The organism is Amycolatopsis sp. cmx-11-32 (assembly GCF_047608695.1).
Lineage (GTDB): Bacteria > Actinomycetota > Actinomycetes > Mycobacteriales > Pseudonocardiaceae > Amycolatopsis.
In genome coordinates, this window is record NZ_JADNQN010000002.1 from 181,909 (window position 1) to 202,813 (window position 20,905).

Annotated in this window: 25 protein-coding genes; 12 read left to right on the forward strand and 13 right to left on the reverse strand. The window is 68.8% G+C overall.

What is annotated here, in order from left to right:
* Nucleotides 1-19: 19 nt before the first annotated feature.
* Nucleotides 20-1,480, reverse strand: a complete 1,461-nt coding sequence (locus ACM6LR_RS05395) for a peptide MFS transporter (protein WP_414936996.1) — start codon at nucleotides 1,478-1,480, stop codon at nucleotides 20-22.
* A gap of 207 nt (nucleotides 1,481-1,687) precedes the next feature.
* On the opposite strand from ACM6LR_RS05395, the gene nhaA reads away from it, so the two are divergent.
* From nhaA to ACM6LR_RS05415, 4 genes are all read left to right on the forward strand, one after another.
* The gene (gene nhaA / locus ACM6LR_RS05400) at nucleotides 1,688-2,890 is read left to right on the forward strand and encodes a Na+/H+ antiporter NhaA (RefSeq protein WP_414936995.1); all 1,203 of its coding nucleotides are present in this window, start codon (nucleotides 1,688-1,690) and stop codon (nucleotides 2,888-2,890) included.
* Between the two features lie 174 nt (nucleotides 2,891-3,064).
* On the forward strand, nucleotides 3,065-3,553 hold the full coding sequence (locus tag ACM6LR_RS05405) for a phage holin family protein (protein ID WP_414936994.1): 489 nt from the start codon (nucleotides 3,065-3,067) through the stop codon (nucleotides 3,551-3,553).
* Between the two features lie 11 nt (nucleotides 3,554-3,564).
* Nucleotides 3,565-4,488 carry an alpha/beta fold hydrolase gene (locus ACM6LR_RS05410; RefSeq protein WP_414943283.1) on the forward strand — a complete coding sequence of 308 codons (924 nt, stop codon included), beginning with the start codon at nucleotides 3,565-3,567 and terminating at the stop codon, nucleotides 4,486-4,488.
* On the forward strand, nucleotides 4,485-4,901 hold the full coding sequence (locus ACM6LR_RS05415) for a DUF1992 domain-containing protein (RefSeq protein WP_414936992.1): 417 nt from the start codon (nucleotides 4,485-4,487) through the stop codon (nucleotides 4,899-4,901). Before ACM6LR_RS05410 ends, ACM6LR_RS05415 begins: the two co-directional genes overlap by 4 nt.
* 149 nt (nucleotides 4,902-5,050) lie before the next feature.
* On the opposite strand, the gene ACM6LR_RS05420 is transcribed toward ACM6LR_RS05415, so the two are convergent.
* Genes ACM6LR_RS05420 through nth form a run of 4 tightly spaced genes read right to left on the reverse strand, consistent with a single transcriptional unit; the run spans nucleotide 5,051 to nucleotide 8,222 of the window.
* On the reverse strand, nucleotides 5,051-6,235 hold the full coding sequence (locus ACM6LR_RS05420; protein WP_414936991.1) for a MarP family serine protease: 1,185 nt from the start codon (nucleotides 6,233-6,235) through the stop codon (nucleotides 5,051-5,053).
* 6 nt (nucleotides 6,236-6,241) lie between these two features.
* The gene (locus tag ACM6LR_RS05425) at nucleotides 6,242-6,949 is read right to left on the reverse strand and encodes an NUDIX hydrolase (protein WP_414936990.1); all 708 of its coding nucleotides are present in this window, start codon (nucleotides 6,947-6,949) and stop codon (nucleotides 6,242-6,244) included.
* Nucleotides 6,946-7,542, reverse strand: coding sequence for a TlpA family protein disulfide reductase (locus ACM6LR_RS05430; protein ID WP_414936989.1), 597 nt, complete (start codon nucleotides 7,540-7,542; stop codon nucleotides 6,946-6,948). The genes ACM6LR_RS05425 and ACM6LR_RS05430 overlap by 4 nt, the downstream gene beginning before the upstream one ends.
* Nucleotides 7,539-8,222 (reverse strand): endonuclease III, encoded by a 684-nt coding sequence (gene nth, locus ACM6LR_RS05435; protein ID WP_414943524.1) that lies wholly within the window; start codon nucleotides 8,220-8,222, stop codon nucleotides 7,539-7,541. The genes ACM6LR_RS05430 and nth overlap by 4 nt, the downstream gene beginning before the upstream one ends.
* Before the next feature lie 238 nt (nucleotides 8,223-8,460).
* On the opposite strand from nth, the gene ACM6LR_RS05440 reads away from it, so the two are divergent.
* The 4 genes from ACM6LR_RS05440 (at nucleotide 8,461) to dnaN (ending at nucleotide 12,357) form a co-directional block, all read left to right on the forward strand.
* Nucleotides 8,461-8,712, forward strand: coding sequence for a hypothetical protein (locus tag ACM6LR_RS05440; protein WP_005166943.1), 252 nt, complete (start codon nucleotides 8,461-8,463; stop codon nucleotides 8,710-8,712).
* Nucleotides 8,713-8,870: 158 nt separating this feature from the next.
* Nucleotides 8,871-9,545: a Crp/Fnr family transcriptional regulator gene (locus ACM6LR_RS05445; protein WP_003081747.1), complete on the forward strand. Its 675-nt coding sequence runs from the start codon at nucleotides 8,871-8,873 to the stop codon at nucleotides 9,543-9,545.
* 475 nt (nucleotides 9,546-10,020) lie between these two features.
* On the forward strand, nucleotides 10,021-11,283 hold the full coding sequence (locus ACM6LR_RS05450) for an MFS transporter (RefSeq protein WP_414937131.1): 1,263 nt from the start codon (nucleotides 10,021-10,023) through the stop codon (nucleotides 11,281-11,283).
* Between the two features lie 9 nt (nucleotides 11,284-11,292).
* Nucleotides 11,293-12,357, forward strand: a complete 1,065-nt coding sequence (dnaN, locus tag ACM6LR_RS05455; RefSeq protein ID WP_414936988.1) for a DNA polymerase III subunit beta — start codon at nucleotides 11,293-11,295, stop codon at nucleotides 12,355-12,357.
* Nucleotides 12,358-12,551: 194 nt separating this feature from the next.
* Here the strand turns inward: dnaN and ACM6LR_RS05460 are convergent, their stop codons facing one another.
* The 7 genes from ACM6LR_RS05460 to ACM6LR_RS05490 form a co-directional block, all read right to left on the reverse strand.
* Entirely contained in the window at nucleotides 12,552-12,803 is a 252-nt protein-coding gene (locus ACM6LR_RS05460; protein ID WP_414936987.1) for a glutaredoxin domain-containing protein, read from the reverse strand.
* Nucleotides 12,800-13,570, reverse strand: coding sequence for an MBL fold metallo-hydrolase (locus ACM6LR_RS05465; RefSeq protein ID WP_414936986.1), 771 nt, complete (start codon nucleotides 13,568-13,570; stop codon nucleotides 12,800-12,802). The genes ACM6LR_RS05460 and ACM6LR_RS05465 overlap by 4 nt, the downstream gene beginning before the upstream one ends.
* The gene (locus ACM6LR_RS05470) at nucleotides 13,567-14,379 is read right to left on the reverse strand and encodes an NUDIX hydrolase (protein ID WP_414936985.1); all 813 of its coding nucleotides are present in this window, start codon (nucleotides 14,377-14,379) and stop codon (nucleotides 13,567-13,569) included. The genes ACM6LR_RS05465 and ACM6LR_RS05470 overlap by 4 nt, the downstream gene beginning before the upstream one ends.
* A gap of 86 nt (nucleotides 14,380-14,465) precedes the next feature.
* Entirely contained in the window at nucleotides 14,466-15,605 is a 1,140-nt protein-coding gene (locus ACM6LR_RS05475) for a hypothetical protein (RefSeq protein ID WP_414943284.1), read from the reverse strand.
* Between the two features lie 38 nt (nucleotides 15,606-15,643).
* Nucleotides 15,644-16,273, reverse strand: coding sequence for a hypothetical protein (locus ACM6LR_RS05480; RefSeq protein ID WP_414936983.1), 630 nt, complete (start codon nucleotides 16,271-16,273; stop codon nucleotides 15,644-15,646).
* On the reverse strand, nucleotides 16,273-16,728 hold the full coding sequence (locus ACM6LR_RS05485; protein ID WP_414936982.1) for a RidA family protein: 456 nt from the start codon (nucleotides 16,726-16,728) through the stop codon (nucleotides 16,273-16,275). The genes ACM6LR_RS05480 and ACM6LR_RS05485 overlap by 1 nt, the downstream gene beginning before the upstream one ends.
* A gap of 12 nt (nucleotides 16,729-16,740) precedes the next feature.
* The gene (locus ACM6LR_RS05490; protein ID WP_005166970.1) at nucleotides 16,741-16,902 is read right to left on the reverse strand and encodes a DUF4177 domain-containing protein; all 162 of its coding nucleotides are present in this window, start codon (nucleotides 16,900-16,902) and stop codon (nucleotides 16,741-16,743) included.
* Between the two features lie 129 nt (nucleotides 16,903-17,031).
* Between ACM6LR_RS05490 and ACM6LR_RS05495 the strand changes: the two genes are divergently transcribed.
* From ACM6LR_RS05495 to ACM6LR_RS05510, 4 genes are all read left to right on the forward strand, one after another.
* Nucleotides 17,032-17,976, forward strand: coding sequence for an esterase/lipase family protein (locus ACM6LR_RS05495; protein WP_414943285.1), 945 nt, complete (start codon nucleotides 17,032-17,034; stop codon nucleotides 17,974-17,976).
* 93 nt (nucleotides 17,977-18,069) lie between these two features.
* Nucleotides 18,070-18,318, forward strand: a complete 249-nt coding sequence (locus tag ACM6LR_RS05500; RefSeq protein ID WP_414936978.1) for a hypothetical protein — start codon at nucleotides 18,070-18,072, stop codon at nucleotides 18,316-18,318.
* A 22-nt stretch (nucleotides 18,319-18,340) separates the two neighbouring features.
* On the forward strand, nucleotides 18,341-19,345 hold the full coding sequence (locus ACM6LR_RS05505) for an ArsA-related P-loop ATPase (RefSeq protein WP_414936977.1): 1,005 nt from the start codon (nucleotides 18,341-18,343) through the stop codon (nucleotides 19,343-19,345).
* A complete protein-coding gene (locus ACM6LR_RS05510) occupies nucleotides 19,345-20,475 on the forward strand; it encodes an ArsA family ATPase (RefSeq protein WP_414936976.1) in 1,131 nt (376 codons plus the stop codon). The genes ACM6LR_RS05505 and ACM6LR_RS05510 overlap by 1 nt, the downstream gene beginning before the upstream one ends.
* 63 nt (nucleotides 20,476-20,538) lie before the next feature.
* Here ACM6LR_RS05510 and ACM6LR_RS05515 read toward each other — a convergent pair whose 3' ends face one another.
* On the reverse strand, nucleotides 20,539-20,856 hold the full coding sequence (locus ACM6LR_RS05515; RefSeq protein ID WP_414936975.1) for a WhiB family transcriptional regulator: 318 nt from the start codon (nucleotides 20,854-20,856) through the stop codon (nucleotides 20,539-20,541).
* Nucleotides 20,857-20,905 lie beyond the last annotated feature (49 nt).

Here is a 20,905-nt window from a genome sequence, read left to right on the forward strand (position 1 = left end):
GTCGGCACGGGAGAGAGCGTCAGTGAACGCCCTTCATCAGCTTGCGGATCATCGGCGTCGCCAGCAGGAGCGCCACACCGACCACGATGGCCACTCCGCCGACGATGCTGAAGTACGGCGCTTCGTCCTCCACCGAGTAGTACTCGGCGAGCTTCCCGGACATCGCGGTACCAAGCGAAATGGACAGGAAGTTCAGCGCCACCATCTGTGTCCGGAACGCCTTCGGCGCGAGTTTGGTCGACAGCGAGAGGCCGACCGGCGAAAGCATCAGTTCCGCCATGGTGAACACGAACAGGATGCCTGCCAGCGCCAGCAGCGGGCTCGCGTTCTCGCCGCTGCCGACCATCGGGAGGAACAGCAGGAACGCCGCGCCCATGGTGACCGTGCCGAGCACGAACTTGATCGGCGAGGACGGCTGCTTCGAGCCGAGTTTCGTCCAGATCGCCGCGATCACCGGCGCGAACAGGATGATGAACACCGGGTTGATCGAGTTGACCCACGCCACCGGCATCTCCCAGCCGAAGACGGTGCGGTTCAGTCGCTCGTCGGTGTAGGCCGCGACGACGGTGAACTGCTGCTGGTACAGCGAGAAGAACGCCGCGCTCGCGATGAACATGGGGATGAACGAGTACACCCGGCTGCGTTCGTCGGAGGTGATCTTCTTGCTGCTGATGATCACCACGAAGTAGATCACCGAGATGACCGCGACGGCCCAGACGACGACGTCGACCAGGTTCTCCGGGTTGATGACCCCGAAGACCACCAGCAGCACGATCGCGGCGATACCGACGGCCGTGCCGCCGAACACCAGCGGACGCTTCGACGCGGGCAGCGGGTTCGGGATCTCGCTCGCCTTGTCGCCGAGGTTCTTGCGGCCGATCGTGTACTGGATCAGGCCGAGCGCCATGCCGACCGCGGCGAGCCCGAAACCGACGTGGAAGCCGATCTCGCTCTGCGCGAGCCCGGTCAGCAGCGGGCCGACGAAGCCACCGATGTTCACGCCCATGTAGAAGATCGTGAAACCGCCGTCGCGACGCTCGTCGCCTTCCGCGTACAGCGTCCCGACGATGGCCGTGGCGTTGGACTTCAGCCCGCCACTGCCGACGGCCACGCATACGAGGCCGACGCCGATACCCGCCAGGCCCGGCAGCACGGCGAGGCTGACGTGACCGATCATGATCAAAATCGCGCTGTAGAACAGCGTCCGTTCGGAGCCCAGTACGCGGTCCGCGACCCAGGCGCCGATCACGGCCGACAGGTAGACCATGCCGCCGTACGCGCCGACGATGCCGAGCGCGGAGGCCTTCGGCAGCGCCAGGCCGCCCTGACTGACTTCGTAGTAGAGATAGATGGGGAGGATGCCGAGCATCCCGTAGTACGAGAATCGCTCCCACATCTCGACGCCGAAGAGGTTCGCCAACCCTCGTGGGTGCCCGAAGAACCTCGTGTCTTGCTGGACCTCGGTAGAGGTACTCACCATGCCGTCCTTATCGAAGACATCGTTGTCGGTTTCCAGTCCACATGCTAGAAGTCCAGCATGTGGACTGGAACCCGACGTCGGCGATGAGCTTGTGGCAACCATCATGAACGTGAGATTTCCGCAGCTCGAAGCATTAAAATCGTGTCAAGGTGCGCCGGGAAGTCTGGTCGGCAACAGTATTCGTGTTGCCTAACTCCGGAGGACGCCGTGACCACCGGCCCCAACCGTCCCGCGAAGGCCGTCGTCGCTGACTTCGCCCGCTATCTCCGCACCGAGACCACCGGCGGGTTGATCCTGCTCGGGGCCACCGCCATCGCCTTGCTTTGGGCGAATTCACCCATCGACGACATTTACCGCGCGATCCGCGATTTCCGGCTCGGGCCCGAATTCCTCCACCTCGACCTGACGCTCGGCGACTGGGCCAAGGACGGCCTGCTCGCGTTGTTCTTCTTCGTCGCGGGACTCGAACTCAAACGCGAACTCGTGGTCGGTGAACTCTCGCGGTTCAAACAGGCGATCCTGCCCGTGGTGGCCGCGATCGGCGGCATGGTCGTCCCCGCACTGGTCGCGCTCGCCGTCGGCTGGGGGGCGCCGGGCATCGAACGCGCGTGGGCCGTCCCGGTCGCCACGGACATCGCGTTCGCGCTCGGTGTCCTCGCCCTGACCGCGTCGAACCTGCCCAGCAGCGCCCGGGTCTTCCTGCTGTCACTGGCGGTGGTCGACGACCTCGGCGCGATCCTCATCATCGCGATCCTGTTCACCGCGAAGTTCGACCTCGTCGCCGCGGGTGTCGCCGTCGTCGCCCTCGCGCTCTACGCCTACCTGCAGCACCGCCGCGTCCGCAGCGCCTGGATCTACGTGCCGCTGGCCTTGATCACCTGGGTCGCGGTGCACTCGGCGGGCGTCCACGCCACCATCGCCGGCGTCGCGCTCGGCCTGCTCACCCGCGTCCGCGCCGACGAAGGCGAGGAGCACGCACCGGCGATCCGGCTCGAACACCGGGTGCAGCCGTGGTCGGCCGCGGTCGCGGTGCCGTTGTTCGCGCTGTTCGCGGCCGGGATCAAGGTCGACGGCGAATCGCTCGGCGCGGTGTTCACCACGGCGTTGCCGCTGGCCGTGCTGGTCGGGCTGGTCGGCGGGAAGCTGATCGGGATTTTCGGCGCCAGCCTGCTCGCGGTGAAGTTCAAGCTCGCGGAGAAACCCAGGGGCATGGGCTGGCGGGACATCGGCGCGCTGTCGATGCTCGGCGGCGTCGGGTTCACCGTGAGCCTGCTGATCGCGGATCTCGCGCTCGACGGGGATTCCGTCGAATCGGCGAAGGCGGCGGTGCTGATCGCGTCGGCCATCGCCTCGCTTTCGGCCGCCGCGATGCTCGTGCACCGCAGCCGCGTGCACGCGCGGGAGGATTAACCCGGTCGGCCGAAGGCCCCGCTATCCCGGCGGCAAGGCGCCCATAATCGCTACTCAGAGTGGCGATACCCGGCCGCGCCCTGGCGACGCGATCGCGGTCGCGGGTTCGCCGAAGGACACTGAGCACGCGACACTCGGCGGTCCGTCGCGCCCTGGATGAGGGCACGTGGCACGATGACCGGTGTGAGCAGCCCCAAGCACGAACGCACCGGCCCCGACGGCGTGGGGGCCGTGCCCTACCTCCCCCTGTCGAGCGATGACGACGTGGTAGCGAGCGAGCAGTCCCTCGGGAAGCTCGTCGGCGATGCCACACAGCACGTTTCGACGCTGATCCGCGCCGAGGTCGAACTGGCGAAGTCCGAGGTCGTCGCGGAGGCGAAGAAGGGCGTCAAGGGCGCCATCTTCTTCCTGGTCGCGCTGGTCATCGGGCTGTACAGCTCGTTCTTCTTCTTTTTCTTCCTCGGCGAACTGCTGTCGGAGTTCCTGCAGCGCTGGGCGGCGTTCCTGATCGTGTTCGGGCTGATGCTCGTCTCGACCGCGGTCGCGGGCTTCCTCGGCTACCGCAAGGTGAAGAAGATCAGGGCGCCGGAGCGCACGATCAACAGCTTCAAGGACACCGCCGCCGCGTTCAAGTCGCGGCACGGCGACGAAGACCAAGACTGAGTCTTCGAGCGGTGCGGGCGACACCGGATCCGTCGATCGTCCGGATCGACGGTCCGTGGACGCATCGTGACGTCTCGGCGAACGGCATCCGGCTGCACGTCGCCGAACTCGGCGAAGGACCGGTGGTCCTGCTTCTGCACGGGTTCGCCGAGTTCTGGTGGACCTGGCATCACCAGCTGACCGCGCTCGCCGCCGCCGGTTTCCGCGCGGTCGCGGTGGATCTGCGCGGGTACGGGGATTCGGACAAGCCCCCGCGCGGCTACGACGCCTGGACGCTCGCGGGCGACGTCGGCGGGCTGATCAAGTCGCTCGGCGTCCGCAAGGCCCACCTCGTCGGACATGCCTGGGGCGGCATGCTCGCGTGGACGGTGGGCGCACTGCACCCCCGGCTGGTCTCCTCGGTCAGCGTGCTGGGCGGCGCGCATCCGCTGGCGTTGCGCCGGGCCGTCCGGCGACCGGGGCAGCTGCGTGCTTCAGGACATCTGTTCCGCTTCCAGCTGCCGATGACGCCGGAGAAATGGCTGGTCAAGGACGACGCGCTCGCCGTCGAGGAGCTGTTCCGCACCTGGTCCGGTCCACAATGGACGGGTACGCCGGATTTCGCCGAAACCGTGCGGACGTTCCGGCAGGCGATGCTCGTGCCGGGAGTTCCGCACAGCGCGCTCGAGTACTACCGATGGGCGTTCCGCGCGCAGTTACGCGGCGAAGGTCGCCGGTTCAGCGAAGCATTGCGAGGCCGCTACGCCGCCCGAGTGCTGCAACTGCACGGTGAGGACGACCGGTGCGTCCTGCCGGACACCGCCGCCGCGTCGCGCCGTTGGGCCCCGGACGCGCGACTCGAACGCTGGCCCGGCATCGGGCACTTCCCGCATCTGGAGGCCCCGGAGCGCACTTCGGGCGCGTTGGTGGACTTCCTCCGTATCTTGGAAACATGACCGAGCGCAAACCGACGGGCGTGTCGTTCGAGTCCTGGGTGGACCGGCAGATCCGTGCCGCACAGGCGAAGGGCGACTTCGACGACCTGCCCGGCGCGGGGAAACCGCTGCCGAAGACCGACGGCAAGGACACCGCGCTGGCCTGGGTGGTGAACAAGGTCCGCGACGAAGGACACGACGTTTCCGCGCTGCTGCCGCCGTCCTTGACGATCGCCAAGGAACTCGACGACCTGCCGGACACGCTCGCCCGCGTACGCCGGGAGGCACGGGTGCGAGAGATCGTCGAGGACCTGAACGAACGGATCCGTACCGAGCACCGGCGCCCGGCGGGCGGGCCGGTGCTGCGGGCGCGGCCTTTGGACGTCGAGGAGACCGTGGCTTCTTGGCGGCAGGGCCTCTCACCGGACCGCTGATCCCCCTCGCGCGTGCCATGAACGGTCCGTTACTTGCAAATTTTGCAAGTAACGGACCGTTCATGGCACGTTTCGCACCCTCGGGGCGCGGAGAGCTGAAGGGGAAACTCAAGCCCCGTTCATCTCACGCGGGAAGGCTGCGGAAGGGGCTAGCTCGCGCAGGGCCCGGTCGACGTGTTCGCGCTCAGCGACGAAGCCGTGTCCACCACCGGCCGCACCTGCTCCGACGTCAGCGTGAAGCCGGTCTCGGGATCCTCGACGGCCGCGCCGAAGACAACCCCGATGACCTCGCCGTCGGGGTTGATCATCGGCCCGCCCGAATTGCCGCTGCGGACCTGCCCGCGCACGGTGAACACGTCCCGCTGCACGGTGTTGGACTCGTAGATGTCCGGCCCCCGCAGGTTGATCCGGCCGCGCACCCTGGCGGACGTCGCGGTGTACGGGCCGTCGAGCGGGTAGCCGAGCACGATCGCGTCGTCGCCGGCCCGCGCGACCTGCTGTTTGAAGGGGAGCACCGGCGCCTGCAGCCGTGGCACCGCGAGCACGGCGACGTCGGCCTCCGGGTCGAAATAGACGACGCGGGCCGCGAACTTGCCCAAAGTCGACTCGATGGCGACCTCGTCGGTGCCCGCGACGACGTGCGCGTTCGTCATCACCCGCTGCGGTGCGATGACGAAACCGCTGCCTTCCAGCGCCCGTGAGCACGAGGTCGCGTTGCCGCGGATCTTCACCACGCTGCCGTGCACCTGCTTGACGATCTGCTTCGCCTGCAGCGCGGTGTCCGGCGGGCTGGTGTCCTGGACGTTCGGCTTCTGGAAGGGGTCCACAATGGACGGGAAGCCGGACGCGTCGAGCAGTTTCCGCAGTTCGCTCGGGAAGCCCTGGGCCGCCTCCGGCATGACGTCGTTGACGCCGCCGAGCACGACCGAGCTGTTGATCGACTTCGCCAGCCCCGGCACTCCCGATACCGCCGTGAGCGGCGTCGCGATCAGCCACGCGACCACGAACACGACGGCGGCCTGCACCACCGCGCCGAGTGTCTTGTCGACACCGGAAAGCTTGTCCGGATTGATTTTCTGCCGCAGCTTCCGCCCGGTCCAGACACCGAGGGTCTCGCCGAGCGCGACCAGGAACACCACGGTCGCCACCGCGAAGGCGACCTTCGCCGCCGGATGCTCGAAGAGTTCGACGACCAGCGGCGCGATCTTGATCCCCGCTAGCGCGCCCAGCACCACCCCGACCAGCGAAGGCAGGGCGATGATCACCCCCTGGAACGCGCCGGACACGCCCGCCAGGAGCGCGAGCAGGATCACCAGTACGTCAACCCAGTTCACCGGCGCCTACTCCTTCTCCGGCACTTGCCGCCCGTCGACCCGCGCCTGATGTTCGGCCAACGCTACGTCAAGCTCTCGGACGTCGCCGTGGTCCCAGTCGCGTTCCCAGCCGCCGAGCGACAGCGTCATCGCCAGCAGGCCGCCCGTGAAGCCCCAGACGAACAGACCGCCGACGTCGAACGCCGGCCCCTTCCAGCCGAAGCCCTCGCGCTCGACTTGGAACCGGTTGGCCGGGTCGGTGAGTTCGGCGATTGGCACCCTGGCCACCGCCGCCGTCTCGCCGGGATCGACCGCGTGCACCGGGGACGGCGTCCGCCAGTAGGCGAGCACGGGCGTCACGGCGAACCCGGACACCGGCACGAACAGTTCGGGGAAGACCGCCAGCGGCAGCACGCCGGAAGGCACGACGCCGGTCTCCTCCTCCGCCTCGCGCAGCGCGGTGCCGACCGGCCCGTCGTCCCCGGGCTCGGCGCCCCCGCCGGGGAAGGAGACCTGACCGGCGTGCGAGCCGAGGGTGTCGGCGCGGCGCTGGAGCAGGACGTCCGGCCCCCGCGGGCCCTCGCCGAAGAGCATCAGGACGGACGCCGGCCGGTAGCTGGCGTCCGGCGGGACGCTGAACCGGCTGAAGGTGTCCGCGCCGACGTCTCCGCTGATCTTGACCAGCGGTTGCAACCAGGCGGGCACGGCATCGGTGTCCACGAGGGGGCCGGTCATGGTGTCCCTTCCACAGCGGCGCGCACCTGCTCAGTGTTCAGGAAAACGCGTGGGTTCTCGATGAGCCGGACGTCTCCGCCCCCCGTGACCAGGTACGTCGCGGGAAGGGATGGAGGGACCTTCAGTGCCATCCGCACGGGCCCCGACTGTCCGTCACCGTCGAACACGGACGGCAGCCGGACGCCCAGTTCGGCCAGCATCGCCAGCCCGTCGGCCCCGGAACTCGCGACCTGGGCGAGGAGTACCCGAGCGGCACCGGCCTGCGCGGCGTACTCCTGGAGCAGCGGCAGTTCGGCACGGCACGGCTGGCACCACGAAGCCCACAGGTTGACCAGCACGGGACCGCCGGAAAGCACCCTGGCGAGGTCGACCCGGGAGCCATCACCGAGGCATTCGACATCGACCCCGCGCAGCTTCGCCACCTCACCCGGCCCGGGCGGCGGACACGCGGTGAGCGCGGCCTTCGCGCGGGCGGCCGTGAGATCCCCCGACGTCTTGACCTGCGCCCGGTCGTCACGGGCCGTGAGCAACGCGACGAGCAAAGCCACCACCAGCACGGCGGCGCCGAGCGCCAATTTGGTGACCCTGGTCACCGGCGCGCCGCCAGATCCAGGATGTGCTCACGTTCCTCGCCCTTGACCAGCTTCGCGGCTTCTTCGAACCCTGTCGGGCCGGCTCCGTACGAGGGGCACATCTTGGCCAGCGGACAGGCGCCACAGGCGGGTTTGCGGGCGTGACAGACGCGGCGGCCGTGGAAGATCGTCCGGTGCGAGAGGAGCGTCCACTCCTTGCGCGGGATCAGCTCGCCGACGGCGTGCTCGACCTTGACCGGGTCTTCCTCCTCGGTCCAGCCCCAGCGGCGGACCAGGCGGCCGAAATGGGTGTCGACGGTGATCCCTGGCACCCCGAAGGCGTCACCGAGCACGACGTTGGCCGTCTTGCGGCCGACACCGGGCAGCGTGACGAGGTCCTTCAGCTTACCGGGGACTTCACCGTCAAAGCGCTCCACCAGCGCGGCGCCCAGCCCCAGCACCGAGTTCGCCTTGGCGCGGAAGAACCCCGTCGACCGGAGGTACTCCTCGAGTTCGGCGCGATCGGCACCGGCGTAGTCGGCGGCACTTCGATAGCGCGCGAACAGCGCGGGCGTGACCTGGTTCACGCGGACGTCGGTGGTCTGTGCCGACAGCACGACCGCGACCAGCAGTTCGAGCGGAGTGGTGAAGTCAAGCTCGCAGCGCGCGTCCGGGAACTCGTCGTCGAGGCAACGCTTCATCCGCCTGGCGCGTCTCACCAACGCGAGCCGGCTTTCACCTTTACCCCCCGCACGGGGGGCATTGGTGAGGGCAGGGGGCACCCCGATAGCCTACGGGCGCCATCGGACGAGCCAGTGGGGAGCACCCGCCGGTCGACGGCCGACACGCCAGAGCACCACCTCGGCGCTTCGATCGAGGACGCCATGAGCGAGGATCTGGAGTAATGCACAATTTTTCGGAATTCCCGGGGCAGGGCGCATGACCGTCTGGTTCGTCATCCTCGTTCCCTTGGTGATCATGTTCTTCGCGCTGTTCATGGAACGCGTGGAGACCAGGCTCAAGCACGTCGCGGTGCAGGAGAACGAAGTCGAGGAGTTCCTCGAGCAGGCGCAGCCCAACGAGGTCCGGGCACTTTACGGGCACGGAATCGGGCGCGCGCTCGAGCTGTTCCGGCTGCGCAGGCTGGGCGGGAAGGCGGCCAGGCTACGCGCGCGACGCGTGCGGAGTTAGGCTCCACGTTCGAGCGAGATCATTCCCGGCACGGACGCGCCTGCGGCGTGCCGACGAGCGATCTCGCGCGCACGACCTAGACTGACGCACAAGTGAGCGGCGACACGGTCCCCGGCAGTGGGGGATCGACGTCGTATCTCGATGAGGAGGCACCCGAGGTGGACGAAACCCTGGCCCGAGCGGGCATTTTCCAGGGTGTTGAGCCGGCAGCCGCCGAGGCGCTGGCACAGACCTTGGAATCCGTGGAGTTCCCTCGCGGGCATGTCATCTTCAACGAGGGTGAACCCGGCGACAAGCTTTACATCATCCAGTCCGGCAAGGTGAAGATCGGCCGCAAGTCACCGGACGGCCGCGAGAACCTGCTGGGCATCTTCGGCCCGTCCGACATGTTCGGCGAGCTGTCCATTTTCGACCCCGGCCCGCGGACGTCCAGCGCGACGACCGTCACCGAGGTCCGCGCGGTGACGATGGACCGCCCGGCGCTGCGGCAGTGGATCTCCACCCGCCCGGAGATCGCCGAGCAGTTACTGCGCGTGGTCGCCCGTAGGCTGCGCCGGACGAACAACATGGTCGCCGAGCTGATCTTCACCGACGTCCCCGGCCGTGTCGCCAGGGCGCTGCTCCAGCTCGCGCAGCGGTTCGGCAGCCAGGAAGCCGGTCTGCTGCGGGTCACGCACGACCTGACGCAGGAAGAGATCGCCCAGTACGTCGGCGCTTCGCGCGAGACCGTCAACAAGGCTCTCGCCGACTTCGCGCACCGTGGCTGGCTGCGGCTCGAGGGCAAGAGCGTCCTGATCCTGGACCCGGAGCGCCTGGCCCGCCGCGCCCGGTAGGTAACTGACGGTACCCCGCAACTGCCGCGAGTAGTCCTCTACTTGCGGCAGTTGTGCGTTCAAGTACCGCAAGTAGAGGACTACTCGCGGGAGAGACAACGAAGAGCCGGGCGCCACCCCCGACGTGGCGCACCGGCTCTTCGCTGTGCGCGGGCCATCCCCCGACGATCCGCGCTCCCCGCCCTCCGGAAACAAGGCCCCGACCCGTACACCGGAGGGAGCTGGGAGTTCCTGTGTTGTCGTACAACCATCCACGGCCGCCGGCCGTGAACTCAAGTTCTTTCACCCTCAAGGACGCCATCTGCGTCGATTTGTTGCCCCGAATGACCCAGAATGGGCCGACTGTTACTCGATCGTGATGAACCAGGGCGCTTCAATCGGCGTGGTACCCGAATTCGGCGGTGACCAAACTTACCGCCGCAGATCTGGTACTTCCGTACCAAAGTAGTTCATACTGGTACGCGTGTCCCAGTCTGTGTCCGCTTCCGCCGAGAGCCACCGCACCTCCCTCGCCGACTACCGGGCCGCGCTGACCGCGCCCGGATCCCGCGGGGCGGTCATCGCGTCCTTGCTCGCCCGCCTGCCGATCGCCATGATCGGGATTTCCGCGCTGCTCTACGTCCAGCGTGAGACGGGCTCCTTCGCCTCGGCCGGACTGGTGTCGGCCGGGTCGCTGGTCGGCGTCTCCGTCGGCGCGGTCGTGCAGGGACGGCTCATCGACCGCTTCGGGCCGACTCGGCCGCTGCTGACGACCACGGTGCTCTTCGCGCTGGCGATGACCACGCTGGTGTTCGCGATCGAGGCGCACGCGCCGACGCTCGTGCTGGTCCTCCTCGCCTTCGGCACCGGGATCACCGAGCCGATGGTCGGCTCGGCCTCGCGAGCGCTGTGGACACGGCTCCTGCCCGCCGGGCCGACACGGAACGCCGCGTTCTCGTACGAAGCCATCAGCATGGAGGTCTTCTTCATCCTCGGTCCGGGGTTCGCCGGGCTGCTGATCGCCGCACCGTGGGCGGGCACCGGCATCGTGATCGGCGCGGTGACCATGATCGCGGGTGCGGTGCTGTTCGCACTGAGCCCGACCGTGCGGTCCTGGGGACCGGCTCCGTCGTCGGGCGGCAAACTGCTCGGCGCGCTGGCCAGTCCCGGGATGCGCACACTCGCGCTCGCCGCGCTGGGCTTCGGCGCCGTGATCGGATTCGTCGAGGTCGCCGTCCCGGCCGCCGCCGCCGAGGCCGGGAACACCTCGATCGGCGGGCTGCTGCTTTCGGCTTGGTCGGTCAGTTCGGTCGCGTTCGGCGTCGCGTACAGCCTGCGCCCGTGGCCGCGGCAGATGGGCCTGCGGCTGCCGGTGCTGCTCGCCGGATTCGGCGCACTGGTGGCGCTGCTCGCGCTGCCGGGGTCGCTCTGGGGCCTCGCGCTCGCCATGCTCGCCGCGGGTGCGCTCATCACGCCGCAGTCGACGACACACTCGGCGGCCATCGAGATCGCCGCGCCGGAGGGCACGGCGGCCGAGGCGTTCGGCTGGGTGCTCACCGCGGTGACCCTCGGCCTGGCGTTCGGACAGTCGATCAGCGGCTACCTCGTCGAGCACGCGGGGCACGAAGCGGCGTTCCTCGCCGCCGGCGCCGTCGGTTTCGCGCTCGCCGCGGTGGTCTGGCTGCTACGCGGCACCTTCCGCCCCCAGCCGTCCGGAACCGTCGCCGAAGCCTCCGAACTTGTCGGTGCCGCCCGCTAACTTGCGGGCATGGACCTGACTGCCGCCACCCGCTCCCTCTCGTCCGCCGTTTCCGCCGCCGCACGGTTGCTCTCGGCCCGCTCCGGTCTGCTTCTGCGCGCCGGGCGGGACGGCCTGACCGTCGGCGGCAACGACAGCGAACGAGCGGTCCGCCTGACCAGCGACGCCGTCGTCCACACCGACGGCGAGGTCATGGTCCCGGCGGGGCCGCTCGCGGAGACGCTGCGCATGCTCGACGACGATCTGGTGCGCCTGGTCGTCGAGGGTTCGAGGCTGGCCGTGCGAGTCGAAGGCGGCCGGTTCGCGCTGCCGTTGCTGAGCCGTGAACTACAGCTCTCGGAAATGCCACCCAAGGTGTCCGAAGTGGACGGTGCCGCGCTGGTGACGGCGTTGCGCACCGTCGCGGGCACGGCGGCCAAGGACGACGCGCTGCCGATGTTCACCGGCGTCCGAGTGCAGAGCTTCAGCCGTGAGCTGCGGCTGACCGCGTCCGACCGGTACCGGATGGCCGTGGCCACCCTGCCGCTGCGCTGCGAGGGCGAACCGATCGACGCGCTGGTCCCGGCGGGTCTCCTGGCCGAGACGGCGAAGCAGGCGCGTGGCACCGTCGGCCTGCACGGCGACGGCACCCGGTTCGGGTTGAGCTGGGCCGGGGTCACCGTCACCACCGCCGTGCTCGACGCGGGATTCCTGTCGGAGAAGCTGATCGAGTCGTCCACTGTGGACACCACGGTCGAGGTCGCCGCCGACGCGCTGGCCGCCGCTGTGCGCCGGGTCGGTGTCTACGCGGACGAGCGCCGGGTGCTGACACTGGAGGTCGGCGACTCGCACCTGCGGCTGGCCAGTTCCAAGCAGGACACCGGCGAGGCCGAAGAGACTCTGAAGGCCGAGGTTTCCGGCGGCCGGACGTCGCCCTCGTTCCAGGCGCGGTACCTCTTGGACGCGCTGCAGGGGTTCGCCGGAGAGCGGGTGCGGCTCGGCATCCAACCCGGGATGCGGGCCTGCGTCATCCGCGCGGTGGAGCCGGGCGATGTGGACCTGACCTACTACGTGATGCCGATGCTGCCGCGCTGAACCGGCCTCGTGGGTGGTCAGGGCGGCCGGAGCGGACCCGTCTACGAGACCTGACACCCTCTCGACCGTCCCATAAATGTCTTACCGAGGAAGGTGTCCCGAAAGCCACTTTGGGGACATCAGACGTCGCGAAAGTGGCTTTCGCGACTCCCGCCCGGCGCGGAGCCCGCACGCGCGCCAACACCGGCCGCAACTCAGGCCGAAGCGTCCTTCACCGCGGCCTCGACCTCCGCGAACGAAGGGTTCACCATTGCCTTCGAGCCCACGAAGACTGTCGGCACGACCTCGTTTCCGTTCGCCACCGAGCGCACGCGCGCGGCCGCGTCCGGGTCCTCCCAGATGTTGACCGCCTTCACCTTGAACCCGCTCTTCGACAACGGCCGTTCCAGCGCCGCGCAGAACCCGCATCCAGGGCGCCAGTAGAACTCGACCTCGACGTCACTCATTCGCCGTCCTCCGACCTCAGGTAGTCCAACTGCGCCCGCACACTCCACTCGGCGGGCGTCCACAAAGCCTTGTCGACGTCGGCGTAGACGACCTCGACCACCTGGCGCGGGGTGGCGTCCGCGCCGAGGGTCTTCAGTGCCGAACGCACCTGATCGAGCCGTTCTTCCCGGTGCGCCAGGTATTCGCGCGCGGTCGCGGCCAGGTCGGGCAGTTCGGGGCCGTGTCCCGGCAGGCCGACGGTCCCGGCGGGCAGCTCGATGAGCTTCCGCAGGGAGCGCAGGTAATCGCCGAGGTCGTGCAGCACGGTCGTCCCGCGGCCGAGAATGGTGTCGCCGGTCAGGATCTGCCCGTCGGACACCAGGCAGATCGAGTCGCCGGTGTGCCCTGGCGTGTGCAGCACGGAGATCTCCACGCCGCCCGCCTCGATCACTTCACCGTCCACAAGGGACTTACCGCCGATGCACAGCGACTCGTCGAAGGCCCGCACCGGAGCGCCGACGCGCTCGGCGAACCAGGGCGCGCCCTCCGCGTGGTCGGGGTGATGGTGGGTCAGGACGATCAGCTCGACGGCGCCGGTTTCCGCCAGCAGTGTCAAATGTTCGATGTCCTCGTGACCGGGGTCGACGACAACGGAACCGGTCGCATCGGATCCGCGCAGCACCCAGGAATTGGTGCCTTCCAACGTCATCGACGACGGATTGTGTTCCAGTAGCACGGAAGCCGTCGGCGTGACGCGGCGCAGCACGCCGTACGCGGGGGCGTTCACGCCGGGTCCAGCACGACGCGGACCTTGTCGCCGTCACGCACCAGCGTCGGCATGATCTTCACGATCTCGCGCTCGACGGCCTGAGCCGCGGCCGCCATGTCGAAAGCGCCCAGCTCCGCGAGCGTGATCCAGGTCGGTGGCATGAGCATGCGGCGCCCTTCCTTGGCGTCGGCGATGGCTTCCTCCGGCCGCTGCCAACCGGAGCTGACGGCTTCGGAGGTGGCGCTGTCCGCCTGCTGCCCCTTGGGCAGAACGGCGACGAAGAAGCAGGTGTCGTAGCGGCGCGGTTCCTGGGGCGGGGTGACCCAGTTCGCCCACGGCCGCAAGAGATCCGCGCGCAGTGTCAGGCCGTTCGCTTCGAGGAACGCGGCGAGCGAGAGTTCGCGGGAGACCAGCTTTTCGCGAGCGTCGTGGTACGGCGTCGTGTCGGTGACGACGGTGTCCCCGAGGCTCGCGAGCAGCACGCCCGACTCCTCGAACGTCTCCCGCACGGCCGCGCACACCAGGGCGCGGGCCAGCGATTCCCCGCACCCGAAGCGCTCCGCCCACCAAGCCGGTTTCGGGCCGGCCCAACTCACCGAGGTGTCGACGTCACGCGAGTCCACCCCGCCGCCGGGGAACACGGTCATCCCGCCCGCGAACGGCATGCCCTTGACCCGGTGCTGCAGGAAGACCTCGACGCCGTCGGAGCCGTCGCGGAGGAGGATCACGGTCGCCGCGTCCTTGGGCGTCACCGGCTCGCCGTCGGCGTTGGCGCGGGTGCCCACCCCGGCCCCCACCGGGATGTCGAATGTCAGTTCTTCAGCCACACCCGCAACCTAACATCGCGTTTCGTCCTCTAGTTGCGATAGTTGCGCGTGCAACCACCGCAACTAGAGGACGAAACGCGTAGGGCTTACGAAGACCAGCTAGAGCCACTGCTGCGCGAAGCACCGTTCAGCCGGATCTTCGCCGCTTCGGCGCGCTCCCGTTCGGCGAGCTCGGCGTGCAGCTCGCGCAGGAGCGCACGGTCACGCTCGCTCAGGCTGGGGTCGTCGAGGTCGAGAGCGGGCAGCTCGACGACCTCGTGCATGCTCGGCTTGCCCGAGGCGATCTCGCGACCCTTTTCGGGGTCCTCCTTGAGCGCCTGACGTAGCTGCGCCACTTCGGCCGGGGTCAGGTCCGCCGTGCGCTCGGCGCGGGTCTCCGCCCGTGACTTGCGTGGCGGCGACTGCTCCGGAGACGGCGCCGGTGCGGATACCTGCTGCACGATCGGCACCACCGGTGCGATCGACTCGATCGGTTCGTGGCCGCCGCTGCCCACCGGCCGCAGGCCGTGCCTGCTCGGCTGCTCCTTGACCGGCTCGGGAGCCGGAGCGAGAGCGGGCGGCGGGGTCACCGGCTCGGACCGAAAGTCACTGGAATGGGTACTCCCGGTTACCCAGACAGGACTCGCGGCCGACGACGCGGCCTGGTGGTACGCGGACCGTGCGACACCGGGTCCCGCGACCTCGACGACCGAGCGGATGCCCGCCCGGCGAAGCGCGGTGTCCACGCGGAACGCGACCGCGGGCGGGTTGCCCTCCGGGCCGATCTCGACCAGGACGACCCGCTGCGGCAACGAGCCTGGCACGCTGCCGGCGGGCGTGTTCCGCCACACCGCGTGCACCGAACGGACGTCCGGCAGCACCTGGAGGGTGCGGTCGAGCGCCTCGGCGAGGCCGAATTCGGGCTGGTTCTCCCCGGTGAACCGGTGGGTGAGCACCGACTCGTCCTCTTCCACGAGCAGGTCGTTCGCCAGGGTGGCGTCGGACCGGCTCATCTCGAGGACGAGCGCGAGTTCACGCTGTTCGGACGAGCTCACCGGGATCTTCCCCGCGATCAGGGTGCCGGTGGTGAGCTCCACCGCTTCGTCGATGTGTGCGCGCGCGATCAGCTCACGCGCTTCGGTCAAAGCACTGTCGTCGATTCGACCCGCCAGGGCCAGTAACAGGTTATGCAGGCGCAGGGGCACCGAGAACCCGTCCATGGGCGGGCCGTCGTGGACCTCCACCATTGCTCTGCTCCCTCCCGGCTCGCCTGGTGGTGCGAGCGTTAAGCGGCGACCAGCCGACTTCCGGTGTCCACCGCGCCCACACAGACCAGCTCGGAGTTGGCGAGCGCGACACGGTGATAGCCGGTGAGGTCGATGCTCGGCGGGAGAACCTCGACGCCGGGCTCCTCGTCACCCAGCACGCGCAGGACGCGCTGCAGTTCGCCGGTCAGCCTCGGCAGCCCGTTGAGCGCCGTGACCAGGAGGACTCGTTTCGCCCCACCCTCACCGACCACACCGAGGTGTCGCCAGCTTTGCCGCACTTCACCCACATCCGGCCGGCCCCGCAACGTCGCGTGGATCAATACGGACACAGAGTCGACGGAGTTCACCCATTCGGGCGCACTCTGCGTGAATGTGTACCTGGTCTCGGTGACGTCGTCTACCCCCAGGGTGGAACTCACCTGATGCCAGTCGGCCCCGTGAGGAATAAGCCCGGCGACTAGCAGGCGATACTCGGTTTGGTCCAGATCGATCCTGTGCTTAAGCAAAGACCTGGGCAGGGTTCGCGCGAGCGTGCCCATCGCGCCCTCGCCCAGCCAGTCGCGGAACCGCCACAAAAGCTGGTCCGGCAGCCGCCCGGCCAGCCGGAGCAGCAGCTCGTGCGAGGACTTCTCGATGTCCGGGTCCATCACTTCACCTCCACGATCAATTCGATCTCGACCGGCGCCCCGATCGGCAGCTCGGCGACCCCGACGGCCGAGCGGGCGTGGATCCCCGCCTCGCCGAAGATCTCGCCGAGCAGCTCGGACGCCCCGTTGATCACCGCGGGCTGACCGGTGAAGCCCTCCGCGGACGCCACGAACCCGACGACCTTGACCACCCGCACGACGCTGTCGATCCCGACGACCGAGTCGACCGCTGCGAGCGCGTTGAGGATCGAAGTCCGCGCGTACTGCTTCGCTTCTTCGGGGCTGACCTCGGCGCCGACCTTGCCGGTCGCTTCGAGCTCACCCTTGACGAAGGGCAGCTGCCCGGACGTGTAGACGTACGAGCCGGTGCGGACGGCGGGCACGTAAGCCGCCAGCGGGGCGGCGACGCCGGGCAGTTCGATACCGAGCTCGGCGAGTCGATCGCTCCAGGTCATGGCTTCAATCCCCTAGTTCTTGGCTCGTTTGAGGTAGGCGACGTGCTGCTCGCCGGTCGGGTTCGGGAGCACGGTGACGAGCTCCCAGCCGTCCTCGCCCCACTGGTCGAGGATCTGCTTGGTGGCGTGGATCAACAGGGGGACGGTCGCGTACTCCCACTTGGTGGCGCTCATGTCCGGGAGCGTAGTCAAACCGGCAACCCCGCCCGACACACATGCGGAAAACCCTCTCGCGAGCCGTTCGCCGATTTCCCGCCGATGTGGTTCACTTCACACCTACTCGTGAGTAGATAGGACGCTGACATGCGGACAACGAGGTCCCTTTCCGCCGCCTTCCTGGCCGCGGTACTTGCCCTGAGCTGCGCTGCACCGGCGAACGCCGTCCAGAAGCTTCCCGTTCCGTGGACACTCGCCGCCGCCCTGCCCGCGCAGGCGGCGACTCCCGGCGGCCCGCCGCCCGGATCGAACGATTTCGACTGCCGTCCGAGTACCGCCCACCCGAACCCCGTGGTGCTGGCGCACGGTCTCGGCGCCAACCAGACGGTGAACTGGCAGACGTTCGGCCCGTTGCTCAAGAACAACGGGTACTGCGTCTTCTCCCTGACCTATGGCGTCCCGGGGAAACCGCTGCCGCTCTACCAGCCGGGCGGGCTCCTGCCGATGGAACAGAGCGCGAAAGAGCTGTCGGCGTTCGTCGACAAGGTGCTCGGCGCGACCGGCGCGTCCAAGGTGGACATCCTCGGGCATTCCGAGGGCACGCTGATGCCTTCTTATTACGTGAAGTTCCTCGGCGGTGCGTCCAAAGTGGACAAGTACGTCAGCCTGACCCCGCTGTGGGACGGCACGACACTGTTCGGCGCCTCACATCTGTACGCACTCGCGGGCGCGCTGGGCCTCAGCCCCGGCTTCAACGGCATCCTCGACCCGGTGTGCGGATCGTGCCGCCAGTTCCTGCGCGGTTCGGAGTTCCTCACGAACCTGCGCGCCGGCAACGGCATCTTCCAGCCTGGCGTGACGTACACGAACATCCTGACCCGCTACGACGAAGCCGTCGTCCCGTACACGAGCGGGCTCGGGAAGGGATCGAACGTGAAGAACATCGTCCTGCAGGACGGCTGCCTGCTGGATCTGGCCGAGCACGCCGGGGTCGCCGCCGACCGCAACGCCGCCGGGCACGTCCTCAACGCGCTCGACCCGGCGCACGCGAAACCCGTCCCGTGCGTGCCCGCGACCCCGATCGGAAGCTGAAGGGGACTTTCCCCGCATGGGACGCGGTGAAAGCTCCCTTCGCCGCGTCGCATGCGGGGAAAGTCCCCTTCAGCCCCCACTAGGCTGACCGGGGTGGAGACCTGGCGCATCGTCGCGACCGTCCTGCTCGCCGCGGCCGGGTTGCCGCTGGTGCTGGTCCTGATGGCGAAGGCACGGGACCGCACGGACAGCTCGGCGACGGTCGCGATCACCGGCGCGGTGGCCTTCGTGGCTCTCCTGCTGTTCGGTGTGGTGATGCTCACGGTGCTGCCCGGGGCCCTGACCTGGGCCATCGTCGCGGTGGTCGCGGCTGCGCTCGGCGTCATGATGCTGGCGAGCTGACCACTCAATTAGGGTGGGACCGGTGAGCACTCCCCTTGCCGGCTGGACCGACGAACTCGCGAGAGCCCGGCTGCATTTCGTCACCGGCAAGGGCGGGACGGGCAAGACCACGCTCGCCGCCTCGCTGGGCCTCGCGCTCGCCAAGGGCGGGCGCCGCGTGCTGCTGATCGAGGTCGAAGGCCGTCAGGGCATCGCCCAGCTCTTCGACACCGAGCCGCTGCCGTACGCCGAGCAGCGCATCGCGGCCGTTCCAGGCGGCGGCGAACTGCGCGCGCTGCACATCGACGTCGAGGCGGCGCTCCTCGAATACTTCGAGATGTTCTACAACCTCGGTTTCGCCGGGCGGACGCTGCGGCGGATGGGCGCGATCGAGTTCGCGACCACCCTCGCGCCGGGTCTGCGTGACGTCCTGCTCACCGGGAAGATCAAGGAATGCGTCGGCCGGACCGAATCCGACGGCCGCCACACCTATGACGCCGTCGTCGTCGACTCGCCCCCCACCGGCCGGGTCGTGAAGTTCCTCGACGTCACCAAGGCACTCACCGACCTCGCCAAGACCGGTCCGATCCGCGGCCAGGCCGACGGCGTCGTCCGCCTGCTGCACTCCGGCGAGACCGCCATCCACCTGGTGACGCTGCTCGAAGAGATGCCGGTGCGGGAAACCGTCGAAGCGGTCGCCGAACTCGACGGCGCGGATCTGCGTCCCGGCGCGGTCCTGGTCAACCGGGTCCGCCCACCGCGGCTGCCCGCGCGCTCGGTGACCGCCGCCGCCGACGGCCGCGTCGATGCCTCCCGCGTCCGCGCCGGGCTCGCGTCGGCCGGGCTGAACCTGCCAGAGAGCACCCTCGACGCACTGGTCGAAGAGACCGTCGAGCACGCCGTCCGGGTCGCGGCCGAGCAACGCGCCCGCGAGCAGCTGGCCGAAGCGGACCTGCCGGGCCTGGAGCTGCCGGACCTGACCGACGGCGTCGACGTCGCGGCGCTCTACGACCTCGCCGAAGCACTGACCGAGCAGGGAGTGCGCTGATGTCGGGCGTCCTGGAGATCGACAAGCTGATCGACGATCCGGAAAGCCGGGTCATCGTCTGCTGCGGGTCCGGCGGGGTCGGCAAGACGACCACCGCGGCGGCGCTGGCGTTGCGCGCGGCCGAACGCGGACGGCAGACGGTGGTGCTCACCATCGACCCGGCGCGGCGGCTGGCACAGGCGCTCGGCCTGCGTGAACTGGGCAATCACCCGAAACAGGTGCATGTCGAAGGGTTCGAGCCCAAGGGCGAACTCTGGGCGATGATGCTCGACATGCGCCGCACGTTCGACGACATGGTGCGGGTGCACGCCGGCCCGGAACGCGCCGAACAGCTGCTGCAGAACCCCTTCTACCAGACCATTTCCACGTCGTTCTCCGGCACGCAGGAGTACATGGCGATGGAGAAGCTGGGGCAGCTCGCGGCCACCGACGAGTGGGACCTGATCATCGTCGACACGCCGCCGAGCCGGTCCGCGCTGGACTTCCTCGACGCGCCGACACGGCTTTCCAGCGCGCTCGACGGCCGTATGATCCGGCTGCTCACCGGCCCCGCGAAGGCGGGTGGCTGGGGTCTGCGCAAGGTCGTCAACGCCGGGTTCTCGATGTTCGCGAAGGCCGTCTCGACGATCATCGGCGGCCAACTGCTGACCGACGCTTCGGCGTTCATGCAGGCCTTCGACAGCATGTTCGGCGGTTTCCGCGAACGCGCGCGCAAGACCTCCGAGCTGCTGCGGTCCGGCGGCACTTCTTTTCTCGTAATAGCCGCACCGGAGCCGGACGCGCTGCGCGAGGCGTCCTACTTCGTGGAGCGGCTTTCGGAAGAGAGCATGCCGCTGGCCGGGCTGGTCGCGAACCGGACACATCCGGTGCTCGCCCCGCTCACCGGCCCCGAGGCCCTCGCGGCCGCGGAACAGCTGGCGAAGGGCGAGACCGGCGCACCGCTGGCCGAAGCCGTCCTCCGCCTGCACGCGGACCGGGTCGCGCTGGCCGAACGAGAGACACGGCTGCTCGCCAGGTTCACGCGGGCGCATCCCGAGGTCCCGCTGGTGCGGGTGCCCGCGCTCCCCAGTGACGTGCACGATCTCGGAGGCCTGCGCGACATCGGCACAAGACTCGCTACGCAGTCCTGAAGGTCCGTGAAGGACTCCTTCCCAACCTTGGACTCAGGGAAGGGGTCCTCCACGGATTCTCGATCACGAGACTCGGACGCGTACGTCTTCCTCTTCGTCGATCCCGGTGAAACTGCGCTTCGCCGCTTCAAGCAGGTCCGCCCAGCTGGTCACGTCCGGCCGCCGCCTCAGCAGCGCCCGCCGTTCCCGTTCGGTCATACCTCCCCAGATGCCGAAGTTGATCCGGCCATCGAGCGCTTCGGCGAGACATTCCGTCCTGACCGGGCAGCCAAGACAGACCGCCTTGGCCCGGTTCTGCTCGGCACCCCGGACGAACAAACCGTCCGGATCGGTGTCGCGGCACGACGCGTTGACCCGCCAGCTCGACTGCTTGGTCTCCATACCCCCAGCTCCCTACCCTGGTGTTCGACACACCACGGGGGGACGAAAA

Bases quoted from the DNA above. Each gene is read 5' to 3' on its own strand.
- ACM6LR_RS05395 (WP_414936996.1), bottom strand. From the start codon at position 1,480: ATGGTGAGTACCTCTACCGAGGTCCAGCAAGACACGAGGTTCTTCGGG.
- ACM6LR_RS05405 (WP_414936994.1), top strand. From the start codon at position 3,065: ATGACCGGTGTGAGCAGCCCCAAGCACGAACGCACCGGCCCCGACGGC.
- ACM6LR_RS05415 (WP_414936992.1), top strand. From the start codon at position 4,485: ATGACCGAGCGCAAACCGACGGGCGTGTCGTTCGAGTCCTGGGTGGAC.
- ACM6LR_RS05425 (WP_414936990.1), bottom strand. From the start codon at position 6,949: ATGACCGGCCCCCTCGTGGACACCGATGCCGTGCCCGCCTGGTTGCAA.
- nth (WP_414943524.1), bottom strand. From the start codon at position 8,222: ATGAAGCGTTGCCTCGACGACGAGTTCCCGGACGCGCGCTGCGAGCTT.
- ACM6LR_RS05440 (WP_005166943.1), top strand. From the start codon at position 8,461: ATGACCGTCTGGTTCGTCATCCTCGTTCCCTTGGTGATCATGTTCTTC.
- dnaN (WP_414936988.1), top strand. From the start codon at position 11,293: ATGGACCTGACTGCCGCCACCCGCTCCCTCTCGTCCGCCGTTTCCGCC.
- ACM6LR_RS05460 (WP_414936987.1), bottom strand. From the start codon at position 12,803: ATGAGTGACGTCGAGGTCGAGTTCTACTGGCGCCCTGGATGCGGGTTC.
- ACM6LR_RS05475 (WP_414943284.1), bottom strand. From the start codon at position 15,605: ATGGTGGAGGTCCACGACGGCCCGCCCATGGACGGGTTCTCGGTGCCC.
- ACM6LR_RS05480 (WP_414936983.1), bottom strand. From the start codon at position 16,273: ATGGACCCGGACATCGAGAAGTCCTCGCACGAGCTGCTGCTCCGGCTG.
- ACM6LR_RS05485 (WP_414936982.1), bottom strand. From the start codon at position 16,728: ATGACCTGGAGCGATCGACTCGCCGAGCTCGGTATCGAACTGCCCGGC.
- ACM6LR_RS05490 (WP_005166970.1), bottom strand. From the start codon at position 16,902: ATGAGCGCCACCAAGTGGGAGTACGCGACCGTCCCCCTGTTGATCCAC.
- ACM6LR_RS05495 (WP_414943285.1), top strand. From the start codon at position 17,032: ATGCGGACAACGAGGTCCCTTTCCGCCGCCTTCCTGGCCGCGGTACTT.
- ACM6LR_RS05510 (WP_414936976.1), top strand. From the start codon at position 19,345: ATGTCGGGCGTCCTGGAGATCGACAAGCTGATCGACGATCCGGAAAGC.
- ACM6LR_RS05515 (WP_414936975.1), bottom strand. From the start codon at position 20,856: ATGGAGACCAAGCAGTCGAGCTGGCGGGTCAACGCGTCGTGCCGCGAC.